Below are 19,053 nucleotides of genomic sequence, written 5' to 3'. Positions count from 1 at the left end.
TAATGACACTAAAAATTAAAATAATGCAAAATACAACAAAATATATTGACAGGTAAACGATTTCAATAGATACTAGAATAGTACCAAAATTTTAAAATTAAAGGAGGAGAATTCTAAAGTGAAAATTAAACATCTTATGATCTTGTTTGTGCTCTTATTTTCCCTTTTTCATTTTAGTCCACTAGTTTCAGAAGCAACGGAAAGTGGGGAGGATGAAGAAACATCTGCACAAGAGGGAGAAGATGGGGAGCAATTAACTGATCCAGAGGTTGAAGAAGAACCAGCTGGAGAAGGAAACGATGTCCCATCAAAATCAAGTGATACAGAAGAATCAGAGGAAATCTCAACAAACCAGTCAAATGAATCTCCAGAAGAAAAAGAACAAGTCGAGGAGAATAATGCCGGTAATTCTGGTGACGAGGAAAAGTCTGAAAGTGATGAAGGTGTCCAAGAGGGTGGGATAGGTATACAGAATGATGACAGTGAACCAACCATCCCTTATGAGCAGGGTGATAACGGTCAAGTGATCCTGGAAATAAAAGAGGATCTAGTAGATTTAGGATTTACGGATTGGTCTTCTCCATCATCTGAGTTTGATTCGGAAATGGAGGGAATAGTCAGTAGTTTTCAAGCGTACTATGGATTGGATGTTGACGGTTTAATTGGTGAAGGCACACTAGCGAAGATCGATGAAGTACTATCAAGCCAATACCAGTATGGAAATAGTAGCGAAGAAATTCAGGAGATGAAAGAAGATCTAGTAATACTGGGATATGCAGATCACTGGACAAATCCAACTACATACTACGGTAATGATACAGAGGATGTAGTGCGAAACTTTCAATCATCCAATGGATTAGTCGTAAACGGAATAATTGATGAAGTAACGCTAGCTAAAATCGAAGAATTAATGTCGGAGCAATCCCCGCAATTAGGAGACAGCAGTGATGAAATCCAACAAATAAAAGAGGATCTAGTAGAGTTAGGGTTTGCGAATTGGACCACTCCAAGTCGTTATTTTGGATCAGAGACCGAAGAAGCAGTATTACAATTTCAAGCATATTATAGTCTGACGGAAAATGGTGTAATGGACGACGCAACACTAGCAAAAATAAATGAAGTATTATCGAGTCATTTTCAATATGGCAATAGTAGCCAGGACATTCAGGAAATGAAAGAAGATTTGGTAGCATTGGGTTACGCAGGCCATTGGACAAACCCAACTACCTACTATGGCTCAGAAACAACAGCTGTTGTTCGTGATTTTCAGTCATCGAATGGATTAGCCGTAAATGGCATAGTGGATGAAGTAACTTCAGCTAAGATTGAGGCGTTAATCGATGAACCTCTGGAATTCGGTATGAGGAGACCAGCTGTCACAGATTTTAAAGAGGACTTAGTAGAATTAGGCTTTGCCGATTGGACAAATCCAACTAATTATTTTGGGTCGGAAACGGAAGAAGCAGTACTTGAATTTCAAGCATACTATAGCTTAACGGAAGACGGAATAATGGGTGAAAAATCACTAGCTAAAATAGATGAAGTATTAGCTAGTCACTATCAGTATGGAAACAGAAGTTCAGAAATTCAGGAAATGAAAATAGACCTGGTAGCGCTAGGGTTTGCCGATCACTGGACGAATCCAACCACATACTATGGCCCGGAAACGGAAGAAGTCGTACGTGATTTCCAGTCATCGAATGGATTAGCGGTCAGCGGCATAGCGGATGAGGTCACTTTGGCTAAAATGGAAGAATTATTGGATGGAGTTGAACCGCCTCAAGTTGGAGATCGCAGTGAAGAAATACGACAAATAAAAGAAGATTTGGTGGAGCTAGGTTTTGCAGATTGGGCGAATCCAACCACATATTTTGGCTCAGAGACTGAAGAGGCAGTACTTTATTTTCAATCGTACTATGGCCTCACTGAAAATGGTATCATGGACGAGCCAACGTTAACGAAAATAGAGGAAATTTTGTCTACTCCATTTCAGCATGGAAATAGTAGCGAGGAAATTCTGGCAATGAAAGAAGACTTGGTAGAACTGGGGTATGCAGACTGGAAAAACCCGACTCAATACTATGGTTCAGAAACAGAAGAAGCAGTACAGTTTTTTCAACGTGAAAATGAGCTGCCTGTGAGTGGTATTGCCGATGAAATAACCTTAGAAACTATTGAAGATAGTTTTAATACTAGAACTATTGATTATACACAATCTGATTTAACATTAAATGAAGCACTAACTATACAAATGGGAATAAACGCAAAGCCACAAACAGATAGTGAATATGATACGTATGTTTCAAAAGAATATATTGATGATAACGGCGATGTAATACCTGCTACGTTAAATGTAAGAGGAGGACCGGGTGAAAATTATTGGGTCGTTGGTGAACTTTCGGAGGGTGAGGCGGTTACAATAATAGGCGAACTCGATGATTGGTATCAAATTGAATATACAGAGCATCATCAATGGGTTAACGCTAGCCCGCAGGATGTATTAAGTTATTTGGACCCAAACAATAATGATGTGTTCCAGCACTTAAAATTATCATCCACCGTGGGAGTAACTGCATCTGAGTTAAACAATGTTTTAATAGGAGAAGGTATTTTAGAAGGAACCGGTCAAGCTTTCATCGATGGAGGCGATATATATTCGGTTAACGAGATATACTTGATTTCACACGCAATCCACGAAACTGGCGGAGGTACCTCACCATTATCTAATGGAAGTATAGATGTAGGGAAATTAGATGACAATACCTGGGTTTCATTTAAGCCAGGTCAAACAGATATCGCTGAATATAATGATGGTCAGTGGACAGTAGAAGAAGATGTTGACATTGACCGGAGTGAAGTCTCCGATATACAAACGACGTATAATATGTTTGGCATCGGTGCAGTGGATATCAATACAGATACACGTGGTTCTGTGCGCGCATATCAAGAAGAATGGTTAACACCAGAAGCTGCCATTATTGGTGGGGCTCAGTATATAGGTGAAGATTATATTCATAACGCTGATAATCAAAATACACTTTATAAAATGCGGTGGAATCCAGTAAATCCTGGTTCTCACCAATATGCGACAGATGTAGGCTGGGCAATTAAGCAGGTTACGGAAATTCAAAACATGTACAGCTTATTAGACAACCCGGTGTTACAATTCGATATCACACAGTATCAGTAAATCTAATAGTCTAGTTCCTGTTAAAGGAGCTAGGCTATTTTTAAATTCATTAAATCGACATAAATAGATAAATTTTTGGTAAATATATCAAATAAATGTTGAAAATCTGCCAAAAATATCCGATATTATATTAGTACTATAGTTTATAGAAGGAGGTGAAACTAAAGTGAGAATAAAATACGTAATGATTCTATCAGTCTTATTATTTTCTCTATTCTACTTTAGTCCACTGGAAGCGGAGGCAACAGGAGAAGAGGGGCTAAATGAGACAGTAGACGAGGAAGTAGAAGAAGTATCGGATGAAGCAGAACAGGAAATAGAAAAATCAACAGATCAAATAGAAAAGGAATCAGAGGACAACACAACAAATGACCCAGATGACCAAATAGAAGATGCTGATCAAGCAGAAGAAGCAGAGCAAGAAGAGGAAACAACAGATGAGGAGTCAGAACAAAACAAAGATCAATCCAAAGAGAATGATGTTGATAGTTCTGATGCAAACACATCTGATGATCAGGAAAAGGACGCAGAAATTGATGAAGGAAATTCAATTTCAACATTTATTATACAAGTGCAGGAAAGTGTATCTATCCCGTACCAGTTTGGCGATCGTAGCGAAGACATCCAGGAAATGAAAAAGGATTTGGTAGAATTAGGTTTTGCCGATTGGCCGACGCCAACCACATATTTTGGTTCAGAGACCGAAGAAGTTGTACGTAGTTTTCAAGATTACTATGGTTTAACGGTGGATGGCATAGTAGGTAACGGCACACTGGCAAAAATTGAAGAACTGCTCTCCAGTCCGTACCAATATGGGAACAGTAGTGCAGAAATTCAGGATATGAAAGAAGATCTGGTAAGACTGGGATATGCAGATCACTGGACTAGTCCGACTACGTATTACGGTCCTGATACAGAGAATGTCGTGCGAAACTTTCAGTCGTCCAATGGGTTAGCTGTAAACGGGATAGTAGATGAAGTAACGTTGGCTAAAATCAATGAATTAATCACTCAGATCCCTGAGAATGATGACAATCCCCCATTTCAACATGGAGATAAAAATGAAGTGATTCAGCAAGTAAAAGAGGATCTAGTAGATTTAGGCTTTGCCAACTGGACAAGTCCGACTACATATTTTGGATCAGAGACTGAAGAAGTCGTACAAAATTTTCAAGCATACTATAGTCTAACTGAAAGCGAAGTAATGGACGAAGCAACATTGGCAAAAATCGAAGAAGTGCTCTCCAGCCCATTCCAGTACGGAAACCGTAGTGCAGAAATACAGGAAATAAAAGAGCAATTGGTTACGTTAGGCTATGCCGATCACTGGACGAGTCCGACAACATACTACGGCCCGGATACAGAGAATATAGTACGAAACTTTCAATCGTCCAATGGATTAGCCGTAAGTGGGATAATAGATGAAGTAACCCAGGGCAAGATTAATGAACTCATCAATGGATCCTTGGAGTATGGGATGAGCCGTGCGGATGTAAAAGATTTTAAAGAGGACTTAGTAGAATTAGGCTTTGCCGATTGGACAAGTCCTACAAACTATTTTGGTAGGGAAACTGAAGAAGCCGTACTAAATTTCCAAGAATACTATGGTTTACCTGTGAATGGAGTAATGGATGAAGCATCACTTGCTAAAATAGATGAGGTAATATCGAGTCATTTCCAATACGGAAATAGCAGTGTGGAAATACAAGAAATAAAAGAGCAATTAGTTACGTTAGGCTATGCTGATCACTGGACCAATCCTACAACATACTACGGCCCTGACACAGAGAATGTAGTACGAAACTTTCAATCATCCAATGGATTAGCCGTAAGCGGGATAGCGGATGAAGTAACCCAAGGCAAGATTGATGAACTCATCAATGCACCCCTGGAATACGGGATAAGCCGTGGGGATGTAAAAGATTTTAAAGAGGATTTAGTAGAATTAGGCTTTGCCGATTGGACAAGCCCTACGACCTATTTTGGTACGGAGACTGAAGAGGCCGTATTAAATTTCCAAGCGTATTATGGTCTACCTGTGAATGGAGTAATGGATGAAGCAACATTTGCTAAAATAGATGAAATATTATCAAGTCATTTCCAACATGGAAACAGTAGTATATCCATACAGGAAATGAAAGAGGACTTGGTAGAACTTGGATTTGCAAACTGGAGCTCGCCAACTGATTATTATGGAACAGAAACCGGGGGAGCGGTACGTGATTTCCAGGAATATTATGGACTTACAGTAAATGGGATAGCAGATGAAATAACATTAGAGAAGATAAATGAATTGCTATCAGCCCATTTCCAGCATGGGAACAGTAGCGTATCAATACAGGAAATGAAAGAAGATCTAGTAAAACTTGGATTTGCAGACTGGAGTAGTCCAACTGATTACTATGGTTCGGAAACTGAGGAAGCGGTACGCAATTTTCAAGAACATTATGGTTTAGTAGTAAATGGGATAACGGATGAAATAACATTAGAGAAAATAAATGAAGTATCATTAGGTCATTTCCAGTATGGGAATAGTAGTGAATCAATACAGGAGATGAAAGATGATCTAGTGGCGTTGGGGTTTGCAGACTGGAGTAATCCCGCAAACTATTATGGTACGGAAACAGAAGCGGTTATTCGTGATTTTCAGCAGTATTTTAACTTGCCAGTCAGCGGTATAGCAGATGAACTGACATTAGCAAAACTCAAGGATGCGGCAGCTTCTAGTGAGGTAATAAACAATACAGAATATAATATCTCATTAGCGGAAGCATTAACAATGCAATTGGAAGCAAATCCGCAAACAGACAATAATTATGGGTATGTATCTGCTAGTTGGATCAATGGAAATAATATAGTAACTGCAAATGTTTTAAATGTAAGATCAGGCCCTAGTACAGTTAACAGTGTGGTTGGCCAACTTACGGAAGGAACAAAAGTGAACATAGAGGGAGAATTCAATGGCTGGTATCAAATTGAATACAATAGTAGTCAGTGGGTTAATGCTAGCCCTGATGATGTTTTGTATTATCTAGATCCAACGAATTTCTTGGAGGATGAGGTGCAAAGGTTTCAATTTCTTGACCTCTCAAGACCAAGTAATGCCTCTGTAAATATATTAAATAACTATTTAGAAAATAGAGGAACGTTAAATGGACAAGGCCAAGCCTTCATTGATGCCAGTAATTTATACGGTGTTAGTGATATTTATCTAATTTCCCATGCTATTTTAGAAACGGGGAACGGTGGTTCGAGATTAGCTCAAGGTATCGAATATAATGGTGAAACAGTGTACAATATGTATGGTGTTGGTGCCTATGATGACTGTGCTGTGGAATGCGGTGCTGAACGTGCATATGAACAGGGCTGGTTCACACCATATGACGCTATCGTTGGCGGTGCACAATTTATCGGCAATAATTATATAAAGGCCGGCCAAAACACATTATATGAAATGCGTTGGAATCCAGCAGGAATGGCTAGATACGGCTATGCAACACATCAGTACGCAACAGATATAGGATGGGCATCAAAACAAGTATCTACAATCTATAATTTATATGAGGAATTAGGAATCTTTAACCTAGTCTTAGATATACCAATGTATAAATAATGATTAGTGGCCCCTCAAAAACAATTCACTTTACACTCTAATAGTCTAGCTCTCTTTTAAAGAGACTAGGCTATTTTTACTATATAAAATTGCTATCCCAATTTTAAAGAGTATAATGAAGGTGCATACGTATCTGTTATACTATATAAGTACATAATTATATTAGATGAAGAATTAAATCACATTTAATGAGAAAAAGACTACTTTAGAATAGAGGAAAGTACAATGATTGTCGGCTTCATGAGAAACTTTAATAATCCGCCCATTATGGCTAAAATAACAGCTATGTTATGTCAGTCTCAGGATATTGATCTTATCTATTTAAGACCTTGGGACGTTGATATACATACCAATATAGTTAAAGGGAAAATGTTTATAAATAATAAATGGGAAGTAGTCAATACAAAATTACCGCTTTTAATTGACATTGCCCCCTATTGCTTTATCAGTAAACATAAAGAAATCATAGAACACCTGCGAGATAATACTGTTTTAACCTATGATCGGAAAAATTCTATAGACAAAGAACGACTGCAGCGGGAATTGTTGAAAGATAAGGACTTTAAACATCTTGTTATACCAACTTGTAAGATACGTGAGTTTAGTGATATTGAATATTTTTTAGATAAATATTCATCTATTGTAATGAAACCAATTGGTGGTGAACGCGGCAGAGGCATATATATTTTAAGAAAAGACGCAGATACCTATATACTCGGTCATCAAAAAGAAGAACAAAGGTTATCTAGAGAAGAGTTACTTACACACTATAAAAATTACATTGAAGGTAAGAGGTATATTTTACAGAAGTATATTTCTTCCAAAACAAAGGATGGGTACCCTTTTGATTGCAGGATTCATGTACAAAAAAGTCGAAAAGGAAAATGGGAAGTAGCCAGGAATTTCATTCGAATTGGTATTGGACAGAAAGTCATATCCAATGTGAATCAAGGTGGTGGCATCAGTGATCCGAAACCATTCCTAAAGGCTAATTTCGGGGAAAGCTGGAAAGATATTAATAAAAGATTAAATCAATTGGCCACAACACTGCCATATAAATTAGAAGAGATTAAAAAGACCCCTGTTATGGCATTAGGATTTGATGTAGCAATTGATACACAAGGAGATCTATATTTATTTGAATCGAATGGTGCTCCAACTACAGCTCCTCTAATAGCTCAGTCTGCTATGTTAAGAACGGAATATTATATGTACATGCTTGAAAATGAAATAGATGTGTTTTGCAAGCAAAAAGTCGAGAATAATGCAAAGAAAAGTTGAGAACTTTGCCAGCCCTTATTTCGGTTAGGAGTGATGATTCGATAATGCATGTTTTACACGGTAACTATCTCCAGTAAAACTCAAGATATGAGCGTGGTGAATGATACGATCTACCAAAGCAGCGGTTAACCGCGCATCCACAAATATTTTATTCCATTGGCTAAACTCTAAGTTAGATGTAATGACAAGGCTGCGCTGTTCATACCAATCAGAGATGAGCTGAAATAGTAATTCAGCACCATCCTTGCTAAACGGAACGTAGCCCATTTCATCTAAAATAATCATACTAACTTTATTAAACTTGTTGCGAAATTGTTGGTAGCGTCCTTCTCTCCACGATTTCTCAAGCAATTCTACCAAATCGGCCACTCGATAAAAACGAACATCATATCCATTTCTACAAGCTTTCCTGCCCAATGCAGTCACAAGATGCGACTTCCCGGTGCCTGGCGCTCCAGTCAATACTAAATTCTCTTTTCTATCTATAAAATGGAGCGATTCAAGTGCGCTTCTGTCAAGTTGTGGAGGGAATCGAACATGATCACTCCACTGATAATTTTCTAATTCCTTTTCATTCATAAACTTAGCCCTTTTGATTAATCGTTCTCCTTTTGCGGCTTCTCTTAAATCCAATTCTTCCTGTAATAGTGTTGTCAAGAACTGCTCTGGATTTTCAAAAGGTACTTTCTCATACACATCTGCCAGATGTGCTAATCGTAGTGCTTTACATTTTTCACGTATTGAATTAGACATGTGACACCTCCACCTTGGTTTTCCTATTTTCCGTAGGTTGAAGTGAGTCGTAAATGCTCCAATTCACATCATAAGGATGATCAATGGTGTTCTGGGATGATGCTCCTTCCACTTCCTCGATAGGTGCTAATTCATAGAATCTATCATTTATTTCCACCATGTCATACTTGGTTATGAAACTAAAAAGCCATTTAACCCGTTCTTTTCGCAGTTCCGTCGATTCAATATTTAAGTGATGGGCGATCCTTCCAGGTAAATAAGGGAAATACCGTGAATATACAATGGATCTTGGTTTTCGCATCCAATTATTTAGTATCGATTTCCATGGTATTTCTCTCGTTTTATTCATATAGGCTCGTGGCCCTTCGGAAAGCATTTCCCCATGCATCGAAACTACCTTATATCGGTCCCAATAGGTGATTAAATGTAATTTGTTATAGTGATAACTATTTGGGACATGCACCGCCTGTTTATCAATGATTACTTCACCATATTTATTAGCAGTAACCGTGGATTCTTTAAATACGGGATATTCATTCTCAGGTAATGCCAAGCCATATTTCTTTTCTTCTTCCATTAAATCAGCAATGATATACCCTTTCTTATAATGTTTTCGCTGATGATCTTTTTTACTATGTTCCAGCAATAAACAGCGCAAGTGCGTTAAATCTTCTATGACAGGTGACGGTGTGAAGAAATTATATCGAACATAGCCCACCTTATTTTCAACATGCCCTTTCTCATTGCCTTTTCTCGCATTGCAGGCTTGTGGCTCAAATCCATAATGGCTGCTGAAACGTTGAAAGGCATCTGTGAAAATAGTTTCCTGCCCTCGTCCTCTAGCTTGAACCACTGCAGCTGAAAGATTATCCAAGCGCAGCTTTCTTGGAACATATCCAGCCTGTACAAAAAGCATTTTAATGCCTTCTAAAAAACATTCCTGATTTTCTGCAGGTAAAGGAACTACTAATCCACCATTACTATATGGGAAACTCATAATTAAACAATGAACATCCTTCACTTTTCCCTCTTGCACAACCTCTGTGACGCCAAAGTCTACCTGGGCTTCCGCCGGTGGATGTGTTAGCCTTTCTGCTTCTTCTTTTATTTCATCAGACTCATCTAACACCTTATCTTTCCACTCTTTCACATAGACGCATACCGTCCGGTATGAACCTGGAAAACCCAACTTCTGTAGCTGTTCAAAAATGTTTTTATTATTTCTTCTTAATTTCTTTTTAAGCGCATAGTCCTCTGTTAACCAATCCGATACAATTTCGCCCCACTTTTCTTCATACATCATTCCTCTCTTTTTCGATTCTCTTTCCTTCGGTAACTGATCCTCATCCGCATACTTCTTCACCGTTTCCCAACAAAAACCAGTACGTTTTACAATTTCGTTGATCGATAGTGATTTAATATTCCTTAATTTTTTGATATGATTAATTTCAGGCATTGCCAGCATTCCTTTCATTACTCCCATCATTAACAGTTTAGTCGCTATTAACGATAGGGTTTTTTGATCGGGCTGGCAAGCCTTTTTTATTTGTGCAACCTTCTAAGATTTTAGTTGCAATACTCTCTACTTTTATTATGCACTAAACAATAGACAAGGATTTATTAGTTCAGTTCAAAAATGAGACGGATACCAAAGGAAAAAGTGATTTAGAAAATGAAAATAAAGCTCTTATGAGAGAAGTAGAAAAATTAAAACAAGAGAAAGAGTTATATGAGAAAAAATATACTGCTATCGAGCACAGCAGAGCATGGCGTGCTACTGCGCCTGTACGTAAAGTGGGGAGTTTTTTGAAGGATAAAGCTAGATTTAAATAGAAATGGCTAATGTTTACGTTACTCCATTCCCCATATTTTCTGATCTACTGCCTTACCTCATTTCATCCAATTTCGGCAGTTATAAATGGTAAAAACTTTATAAAATGGTTACTCAGATTGAGGCCAAAGCGGTCTACTTGGTTTGATAAATTCTTGTAAACAATAATGGTAATATTGAGGAGGTGAATGAATTGTCATCAACTCCGGACAATTCAAATTCAACATCTAAAAATGATGCATATCTTACGAAGGTAACGGTAGGAAATCGTAAAGTCCATAATGCGCCGATTACCCTTTCAGAGTATGATCCGCGCTGGCCAAAGTTGTTTGAACAAGAGGCCAGACGGATTCAATCCGTACTTAGAAATAAGGCATTACAAGTAGGACATGTTGGATCAACTTCAGTGCCTGAACTATGCGCCAAGCCAATTATTGATATTCTGCTGGTTGTGACGGACTCTTCCGATGAGGAGTCGTATATTTCCTCTCTGGAAGAAGCTGGGTATACGTTACATATCCGGGAACCCGAATGGTTTGAACATCGATTATTCAAGGGTCTCGACAAAGACGTCAATCTCCACGTATTTAGTAAAGGTGCATCTGAGATTGACCGAATGCTGCAATTCCGTGATCGGCTACGTTCCAACAATACGGATAGGGATGAATACGCACGAGTTAAACACAACTTGGCTCAGCGTAAATGGCGACATGTGCAAGACTACGCAGATGCGAAAAATTCGATAGTCCAGGAAATTATGGAGCGAGCAAATGCAGTCGATTAGAAAGTATGACTAATCCTGTTTCTGTTTATTCATCTTCGGCATTATCAAATATCAATATAAATGAGAAAGTAACCATTAAAAAAAAGAAAGTCTATTCATGTGTCGAATTCTTACTAAGGAACATACTTAAAGGAGTTGATATCGTATGAATCGAATTAATCTCATTACTTTAGGTGTAAAAGATATTGGAAATTCACTTAAATTTTACCGTGACATCGGTTTTGAAGCATCGGTCACAGGAGACGAGGAAAAACCTGCTATTGTGTTCTTTAAAAATGAAGGATCAAAGTTAGAGTTATTTCCACTTGAAGAATTGGCAAAGGATATTAATGAAGAAGATCCTCCCGAATTATCAAAAGGAGGTTTCCCGGGCATCACTCTTGCTTATAATGCGAAATCTGAAACTGAGGTTGATGATATTCTTCAATCAGTTAAGAAAGTAGGTGCCGAGGTTGTTAAGGAGCCGAAAAAATTATCATGGGGAGGATATGGAGGATATTTCATTGACCCTGATGGTTATTATTGGGAGGTTGCTTACGGCTCAAACTGGGAATTTGATGAATCAAACATGTTGATTATTAAAGATTAGAGTTACAAAACAACATATATCCAATCGATAATGGATGAAACTCGTTTAAAATAATACCGCTCTTCAATTAAAGGTGCAATAATTGAATATATATGTGTCGCAATAGGGCCAGATTGTAGCATAATACTTTAAAGAAAAAGGGGGGGTTGGATGTTAAATCGAGTCATTCAACAATTCGAATTGAATGTGTTATCAATTAACGAGTGTTGAAGATTCCCATAGTTCAACAGTTTATAAATGCCATTTGCTTAACGGGGATAATATTTATTTAAAAATACCTTATATAAAGTTGAAATGTCAGCGAGAGTTGGAAGCCTATGAAATCATAAAAGATAGAGTTTCCATTCCTAAAATGTTGGATTATTGGTCTGGTGATGAAGAGTGTCCCGGCGCGTTTTTATTATCTGAATTAAAAGGGCAACCGCTAACAAATAAAGCTTTACCAACAGTAGCATTTCAGGTTGGGGTCCTCCATGCTTCTATGCACCAAATTCAGCCGCCTACTACGTTACAGTTAACCGGCATACAAAATGAATTTCCGGACTGGTTTAATTTTGTAGAACGTCAATTTTATAGTTTTGCTGAAGATGTAAAGGAAATTTTGGATGGTAGTTTATACAAACAGTCTCTTGAAAGGTTTGAAAATATGAAACTACAGCTTCCTCCTTCAGACGGCCCGTGCTTTATACATATGGATTTTCGTCCAGCAAATATTATTGTTGATGGAGATAAAGTCTCAGGCATGATAGATTTTGAAAGTGTACGATTTGGCTCAACAGAAATCGATTTCACCAAACTGTATCGTGATTTTTTAAGCTTCGATTTTACCTTGTATCAATCCTATCAAGAAGGCTATAACACCATAAGACCATTAATTGATTTAGGAGTAGTGTTGCCTTTTTATCAATTTACAGATGCTTTTAATAGTATTGGCTGGTGTAAACGTCGTGGAATTGAAAAGAACGCTTCATTTCTTAGGAAGAATTTTTCAATCCTAAAAAAAGTGTTATTATAAGCCTCAATCGGACGCAAGAATGGAATTAGAATGTTGAGCTATATTATGGAACAACAGTTAATTTCGTTGGATACAAAGATTGTCATCTTACTGGATCAGTTTATATGAAAGGGTGAAAAAGGGAGGCTGGATATTGAAATGGGCTATTTACAATCTGGGCATGGTCTTGACGAGAATGGGTATATTCTAAGTGATGTTTCTGTAGATAAAATTACTGTTGATTACGATCGGTGCATAGGAAATGCTGTTGAACGGCTCTCTAAGTTATTTCCAAATGAATTACACAGTGTTTATCCCTTTCGGCAAGAAGACTCCATCTGAATTGTGTTTCGGGCGCCAGCCCAACAATTCAGGTGGAGATGAATTGTCGTCAGTCGATAGGCTGAACACGTTTCTTGTATTTTCTTACTTTTTTGGCGAACAAAAATTCGCATACCCCTTTGTCCAATGATATAATAGTCATAGATAAGAAGTGTATTATTATGATAAAGAAATTAGACAATAGGTGCCACGTCTATCAAAATAATCCCTATTTGACTCGCTGAGAAAGGTGGTGAACACAATGACTAGAAAGAAAGCCGTTAAAGTATTGCGTAAACAAAAGAAAACCGAAAACATTCAACGTTTTACACAGAAACAAAATATTGGACGTAGTAGTCTTACGGCTAAAGAGTTCCGTCTGCTTCAACGTATGTCGCATAGCTCAAAGGCATTGCGTAATGTTGGATTATACACGATTAAACAAAACTATTTAAACAACGGTAAGATCCCGGCCGCAAAGGAAGTTGACGCTGCAATGCGAGCTGATGTTAACTATTGGGCCGTTCAATCAAACTCCGTTCAAGCCATTCGCAGAACATTGTATGTAGAAGTGAAGAGCTTTTTTGAAGCTCTGAAAAAATGGAAAAAAGACCCAGAGGAGTTCACTGGTCACCCTAAATTTCCGAAATATTCATACGCTACAGATAAACGCATCATTGAAATCTACCAAATTCCAAAAGTGGATAAAGACGGATACTGGGCTATTCCGATGAACGTGGCATTTCGAAAACGTTTCGGTTCTATTAAAATTCGTATGCCTAAAAACTTGTTTAACAAGAAAATATCATACATTGAAATCGTACCAAAGCAAAAAGGTCGGTTCTTTGAGGTGCATTACATTTATGAAATGCAGATCTCTCAGATGAAGAAACAACCAACGACAACGACGAACGCTTTGAGTTGCGATTTAGGTGTAAACCTAATGATGAGTTGTGCAACAAACAATGGCGATACGTTCCTGATTGACGGCAAAAAATTAAAGTCCATCAACCAATACTTCAACAAAACGATAAGCAATCTGCAACAGAAAAATATCGAAAACGGTATTTCAAAACGTGTCGTAACGAACCGTATGGCGAAACTTTGGCACAAACGTGACAGTCAAATCAACGGTTATATTTCACAAGCTGTAGGACTCCTGTTCAAAAAAGTAAAAGCATTAAACATTGATACGATTGTTGTCGGCTACAACGCTGGTTGGAAGCAAGCATCCCGTATAGGGAAAAAGAGCAATCAGAAGTTTGTTCAAATTCCATTCTATAAGCTGATTTCTGCCATCGAAAATAAATGCTTGAAAGAGGGTGTTCGTTTCGTGAAGCAAGAAGAAAGCTATACATCAAAGGCTAGTTTCCTAGACAAAGATACGATTCCTGTTTGGTCGAAAAATGATAAATCGAACTACACCTTCAGTGGTAAACGTATCAATCGTGGTCTGTATCGAAGTAAAACAGGACAATGTATTCACGCTGACGTTAACGGGGCATTGAATATTTTGCATAAATCAAAAATGGTTGAATTGGACGAAGATCTTAAAGTTAAAACGCCAATCAAATTGGAAGTACAAAAACGTAAAGCTGTTGCTTAGCGCATAGCTTAGTGGGTGCGTCAACCATCCATGTGTACCCGACTTGTCGGGGCTTGTAGTACACGCCAGAGCAATCTGAGTGGTGGCTTTTTCCTAAAGGAAGAACGGCTCTTTTTTGAAAGGGGTGGTGCAAGTGGGAAAGCGATCGTTTGTCGTCAGTATCAACCAAAAACAGTGTTTGGGGAGTGCTTAACGGTGCTTGCTATTCAGAGCGTCAAATCGTCTAGAGCATGTAGCGAGGAGACCTGAGTGGCTAACCCAAGCCCCCACTGAAAGGGGAACCACAAGGTTTTCAGTGGGGGTACGTTGACGTATATGGAAGTGTTGCAAGAGGTGATGCGATCGCTATTAAGTCAGATCTGGACCTTTTAGTTGTTTTCAATAGTACGCTGAGTAATGAAGAGAGGGTGGAGTTAAAAGAAATCTCGAATGTATTATCTCAAAAATATCGTTATATAGTTCGCGATGTTGGGATAGCTGTAGCAAATTACGATTATGTAATGGATGCAATGAATTACTACGAACAGGCTTTTCTGAAGGAACTATGCGTTTGTGTATATGGAGAGGATCTTCGAGAACAGTTCGGCCCTTACAAGCTTACTTCTGAGATAGCAGTTAGTTTTAATGGTGACTTTAGCGAAGTTTTTGATCGAACAATTCACCGGTTAGAAACAGCGCCAATAGAGGAGTTTAAAATACTTTCACAAAACATTGCGCGTAAGCTCATTCGAACATATTATTCAATGGTGATGGCCCGATCTCAAATTTGGTCAACTAGACTTGATGAACAGTCTGATGTTTTTATTCGGTATTTTCCAGATAAGGCCCCAATTATTCGTACCTTGCAGAAATGGATAGAGCAGCCACCCACAAGCCGTAAACACGTCCATAAAGTATTGATGAGCGAGGATAAATGGCTCACTGCAAACTTCAAACGTGAAGCACGGATTACTTCCTAAACATGATAACGAAAATCTTCCGCAATACGAACGGGCGCACTTGCATAATAAAGGGCAGCATCCAAATCACCATTGTAGGACCATATTGTTTAATAAAAGAAGGAACTTACGTTTATGCGTTGCTGCATTGCTAAGTTTTTTTATGTACGAATTCTATGAAGACACGAACGAAAATGACTAGGGTAAAGACGCTTATAAACGTATACATCCATGTCCATGTATGGTATTCAATTACGTCAGTATACTTTTCCAATAAAATTTCAGCCAAGGTTAAAGCAGAGGTATATAATACACCTTGTAGGAAGATTCCGGTGCATGTTGAGTGATAAGTTGTTTGATAAAAATAGAGGCAAATGACTGGTAATGTAAGCATTTCAAATTGCAAGCTCGATTCGAAATGCTTTTCAAAAATTTTAACAGGGTAAGCGAGCATTTTTTCTTCTACAACAACTGTACCGGCAATTACTGAGAGATAACTAGTGAACAAAAAAATAATCAGCCAATCTATAAGTGGCAGCTTTCGTAAACTAAAAAAAAGCATTGCCACCCCAACGATAAATGAACTCCATAAAATTATTTTTTCCATAAGCAGCTCCTTCATGCTAATGAATACCTTATAGTTCTGCTTTAAGCCTTTAAGTGCGTGTTCAAAAAGGAGGATAAAAAGGACCGCGTCGGTTAAGTTCGCCACGTCCTGTGCGTCGAAAGTTCGAGGCGGTGTAGTTTCGAGCAAACGTTCTTGCACGCAGGAAAAGTGATTTCCTTTTCCAAGGAGCGGAGAAACAAGCCAACGAGCTTCTCGCGTGTTGTGGTGATTTCTGCGTTGCCCACAGGATGTGGACGGTTTTAGTAGAAGGTCCTCTGCCGAAGTGTTATTTTTACCGGACTTTTTGAACATCCTCTTTAAGTAATAAAACAAATTCTTCGATTAAACAACTCTTGCCTGTAATATGCATCAATTAACTCTTTGTTATGTAATCCTTTCATCAAACTCCTTTTTTTCTGGAGCAGCAAGGAAGTCAGTGGCTCTTTTTATTCCTCTTGAGAGCGGTTTAATCTGTTCCACAGCATTTCTCTTGCAAAGGTATACCCTCTGAAAAAGTAAAAAAAGGAGCTGCTTCGCATAGTATGGAAGCAGCTCCTTTTTGGGTTTATTTATTTTCACCTTGAGGATCTTCAACAAATCGGAATAAGTCACCGTAGATTATATCATCCGAGTAACCTAATTCTTTACTGACTTTGTCATTGATCGGTGCACAGCCTTTTGTTGCCTCAGATTCAGACTCGTTAGTGGATTGAGATTCAGATTCTGTACCGTCGTCCGTATTATTTTGTTCTATAGGTTCGCCTGTTTGGCGATTATAGCATGTTCCGCCAGCGTACACATATTCTTCGCTGACAAAATCACCATTTCTAAAGGCAATATAACCTTTTCGATCATCCACGAAGAGATCATTACCAAAGTGAATATCATTTTCGTTTTCAATACCCGCCATGCTAAGCAATGTTGGTTTCAGATCAATTTGCCCCGAAACTTCAGACTTCACTTCACCTTCCCCGTGACCAGGAATATGAATAAATAATGGTACACGCTGCAATTGGGCAGTATCATATGGCGTAATTTCCTCTTTATCCAGATATTGGGCCATTGCTTGATTGTGATTTTGACTAATTCCATCATGATCACCCATGATTACAATAATGGAATCTTCATATAACCCTGATTCTTTCAAGTGCCCAAAGAATTCTTCAATTGCTTCATCCGTATATCGGGATGTCTGAAAGTAGTTATTCAGTGTGGCCGAATTGGAATCATATTTACCAATGGAGGCATCCTCTTCTCCAATTTCAAACGGATGATGGTTGGTTAAAGTAATCATTTTCGAATAAAATGGTTGCTCCAGTGATTGCAGGTGATCCATGGACTGCTCAAAGAATGGCTTGTCTTTTAATCCCCAGCCAACGGCATTTTCTTGTGTTACGTTATAGGATTCTTCACCAAAGAACTTGTCATAGCCCAGACTTCCATACATCGAATTTCGATTCCAATAACTCTTATTATTTGCATGCATCGTTGCAGAAGTATAGCCATTTTCATTTAACGTTTCCGGTAGTGCATTGTATTCATTACCCGCGTGTGTAAAGAATACAGCGCCACTTGGCAGCGGATATAGTGAATTATCCACTAGAAACTCAGCATCGGAAGATTTCCCTTGTGCTGTCTGATGATAGAAGTTTTCGAAATAGTACGTATCCTCATCCTCGGTTAGACTATTCATAAATGGTGTAACCTCTTGCCCATCCATTTCGTTATTGATAAGAAAACTTTGGACGGATTCCGCATTAATCAGGATAATATTCTTATCCTCTGCCACTCCTTCAAGGTCAGAAACTTCATCGGTTTTCACATGTTCATTTACATAATCCTTGATTTCATTTAATCCATTACCATCCGCAAATACACGCTGGGATTCTGTTTTTGCCTGCTGAACCACATCATAGATATGGTAATTAAATATTCCCATATTCTTCACGAGAACTTCACGGTCAAAACCGCGTGTCAATAGCTGCGGTCTTTCCGTTTCAGCAAGGAAAAAATTACCTGCAAGTAATAATAAGGATATAGCAAGCGCAAAGGCTTTTCCGCTTTTTTGGAAGCTGACTGACACCTTATCCTGTTTCCTTTTGCTTAACAACCAGATGATTACAACATCAGCGATAAGCAGCAAGTCATAAGGCTGAATTAACGTTAAAATACTGGAGCCTAAATCGCTCATATTACTTGCCTGGAACAATTGTGGCAGCGTAATAAAATCATTGAATGACCGATAGAATACCAGATTTGCATAAATAATCAGCGTTCCTATCAGTGCAGTATATCTGATAAATTTCATTTGCCGTGATTGTTTGTTAAACCAGACACTTAATGCAAAGATCAGAAAAACAGATACAAATGGATTAATAAATAAAATAATCTCCTGCAGCTGGTTTTCTATTCCTAAATTAAACATAAACCGGTAAACAATATAAGTTTTAAGCCCCATTAATAAGGTGGCTATTATAAACAATGGTATTTTAGGTTGTTTAAATTTCATTTTCCTTTCCTCCTGATAAGTCTTTCTAAAAAAGTTA

General features: G+C 38.2%; 13 protein-coding genes. 9 read left to right on the top strand and 4 right to left on the bottom strand.

Annotated elements, in window-relative coordinates:
• Positions 1–118: 118 nt before the first annotated feature.
• The 3 genes from KFZ58_RS16245 to KFZ58_RS16235 all read left to right on the top strand — a co-directional run bounded on the left by KFZ58_RS16245 (position 119) and on the right by KFZ58_RS16235 (position 8,084).
• Positions 119–3,190 carry a peptidoglycan-binding protein gene (locus KFZ58_RS16245; protein ID WP_235792331.1) on the top strand — a complete coding sequence of 1,024 codons (3,072 nt, stop codon included), beginning with the start codon at positions 119–121 and terminating at the stop codon, positions 3,188–3,190.
• A gap of 166 nt (positions 3,191–3,356) precedes the next feature.
• The gene (locus KFZ58_RS16240; protein ID WP_235792330.1) at positions 3,357–6,803 is read left to right on the top strand and encodes a peptidoglycan-binding protein; all 3,447 of its coding nucleotides are present in this window, start codon (positions 3,357–3,359) and stop codon (positions 6,801–6,803) included.
• 240 nt (positions 6,804–7,043) lie between these two features.
• Positions 7,044–8,084 carry a YheC/YheD family protein gene (locus KFZ58_RS16235; RefSeq protein WP_235792329.1) on the top strand — a complete coding sequence of 347 codons (1,041 nt, stop codon included), beginning with the start codon at positions 7,044–7,046 and terminating at the stop codon, positions 8,082–8,084.
• Between the two features lie 24 nt (positions 8,085–8,108).
• Here KFZ58_RS16235 and istB read toward each other — a convergent pair whose 3' ends face one another.
• The gene (gene istB, locus KFZ58_RS16230) at positions 8,109–8,837 is read right to left on the bottom strand and encodes an IS21-like element helper ATPase IstB (RefSeq protein ID WP_235792328.1); all 729 of its coding nucleotides are present in this window, start codon (positions 8,835–8,837) and stop codon (positions 8,109–8,111) included.
• Entirely contained in the window at positions 8,830–10,323 is a 1,494-nt protein-coding gene (istA, locus tag KFZ58_RS16225) for an IS21 family transposase (protein WP_235792327.1), read from the bottom strand. The genes istB and istA overlap by 8 nt, the downstream gene beginning before the upstream one ends.
• 203 nt (positions 10,324–10,526) lie before the next feature.
• Between istA and KFZ58_RS16220 the strand changes: the two genes are divergently transcribed.
• From KFZ58_RS16220 to KFZ58_RS16190, 6 genes are all read left to right on the top strand, one after another.
• Positions 10,527–10,670, top strand: coding sequence for a hypothetical protein (locus KFZ58_RS16220; protein WP_235792326.1), 144 nt, complete (start codon positions 10,527–10,529; stop codon positions 10,668–10,670).
• A 191-nt stretch (positions 10,671–10,861) separates the two neighbouring features.
• Entirely contained in the window at positions 10,862–11,452 is a 591-nt protein-coding gene (locus KFZ58_RS16215) for a GrpB family protein (protein WP_235792325.1), read from the top strand.
• A gap of 145 nt (positions 11,453–11,597) precedes the next feature.
• The gene (locus KFZ58_RS16210; protein WP_235792324.1) at positions 11,598–12,041 is read left to right on the top strand and encodes a VOC family protein; all 444 of its coding nucleotides are present in this window, start codon (positions 11,598–11,600) and stop codon (positions 12,039–12,041) included.
• Between the two features lie 184 nt (positions 12,042–12,225).
• A complete protein-coding gene (locus KFZ58_RS16205) occupies positions 12,226–13,056 on the top strand; it encodes an aminoglycoside phosphotransferase family protein (RefSeq protein WP_370642319.1) in 831 nt (276 codons plus the stop codon).
• 562 nt (positions 13,057–13,618) lie between these two features.
• Positions 13,619–14,962 (top strand): RNA-guided endonuclease TnpB family protein, encoded by a 1,344-nt coding sequence (locus tag KFZ58_RS16200; RefSeq protein WP_235792323.1) that lies wholly within the window; start codon positions 13,619–13,621, stop codon positions 14,960–14,962.
• Between the two features lie 269 nt (positions 14,963–15,231).
• On the top strand, positions 15,232–15,921 hold the full coding sequence (locus tag KFZ58_RS16190) for a nucleotidyltransferase domain-containing protein (RefSeq protein WP_255695126.1): 690 nt from the start codon (positions 15,232–15,234) through the stop codon (positions 15,919–15,921).
• A 130-nt stretch (positions 15,922–16,051) separates the two neighbouring features.
• Here the strand turns inward: KFZ58_RS16190 and KFZ58_RS16185 are convergent, their stop codons facing one another.
• Both KFZ58_RS16185 and KFZ58_RS16180 read right to left on the bottom strand, forming a co-directional pair.
• Complete coding sequence (locus tag KFZ58_RS16185) at positions 16,052–16,507, bottom strand: CBO0543 family protein (RefSeq protein ID WP_235792321.1); 456 nt, start codon at positions 16,505–16,507, stop codon at positions 16,052–16,054.
• Positions 16,508–17,072: 565 nt separating this feature from the next.
• Positions 17,073–19,016 (bottom strand): LTA synthase family protein, encoded by a 1,944-nt coding sequence (locus KFZ58_RS16180; RefSeq protein ID WP_235792320.1) that lies wholly within the window; start codon positions 19,014–19,016, stop codon positions 17,073–17,075.
• Between the last annotated feature and the right edge of the window lie 37 nt (positions 19,017–19,053).

This window comes from Virgibacillus sp. NKC19-16 (genome assembly GCF_021560035.1).
Taxonomy (GTDB): domain Bacteria; phylum Bacillota; class Bacilli; order Bacillales; family Amphibacillaceae; genus Virgibacillus_L; species Virgibacillus_L salidurans.
Note: the sequence above shows the minus strand (reverse complement) of the source record. Positions and strands in the feature narration are given on the sequence as shown.

What these genes read in the sequence shown, in the direction of transcription:
- KFZ58_RS16235 (WP_235792329.1), top strand. Translation starts at nt 7,044, where the DNA reads ATGAGAAACTTTAATAATCCGCCCATTATGGCTAAAATAACAGCTATG.
- istB (WP_235792328.1), bottom strand. Translation starts at nt 8,837, where the DNA reads ATGTCTAATTCAATACGTGAAAAATGTAAAGCACTACGATTAGCACAT.
- istA (WP_235792327.1), bottom strand. Translation starts at nt 10,323, where the DNA reads ATGATGGGAGTAATGAAAGGAATGCTGGCAATGCCTGAAATTAATCAT.
- KFZ58_RS16220 (WP_235792326.1), top strand. Translation starts at nt 10,527, where the DNA reads ATGAGAGAAGTAGAAAAATTAAAACAAGAGAAAGAGTTATATGAGAAA.
- KFZ58_RS16210 (WP_235792324.1), top strand. Translation starts at nt 11,598, where the DNA reads ATGAATCGAATTAATCTCATTACTTTAGGTGTAAAAGATATTGGAAAT.
- KFZ58_RS16205 (WP_370642319.1), top strand. Translation starts at nt 12,226, where the DNA reads ATGTGTTATCAATTAACGAGTGTTGAAGATTCCCATAGTTCAACAGTT.
- KFZ58_RS16200 (WP_235792323.1), top strand. Translation starts at nt 13,619, where the DNA reads ATGACTAGAAAGAAAGCCGTTAAAGTATTGCGTAAACAAAAGAAAACC.
- KFZ58_RS16185 (WP_235792321.1), bottom strand. Translation starts at nt 16,507, where the DNA reads ATGGAAAAAATAATTTTATGGAGTTCATTTATCGTTGGGGTGGCAATG.
- KFZ58_RS16180 (WP_235792320.1), bottom strand. Translation starts at nt 19,016, where the DNA reads ATGAAATTTAAACAACCTAAAATACCATTGTTTATAATAGCCACCTTA.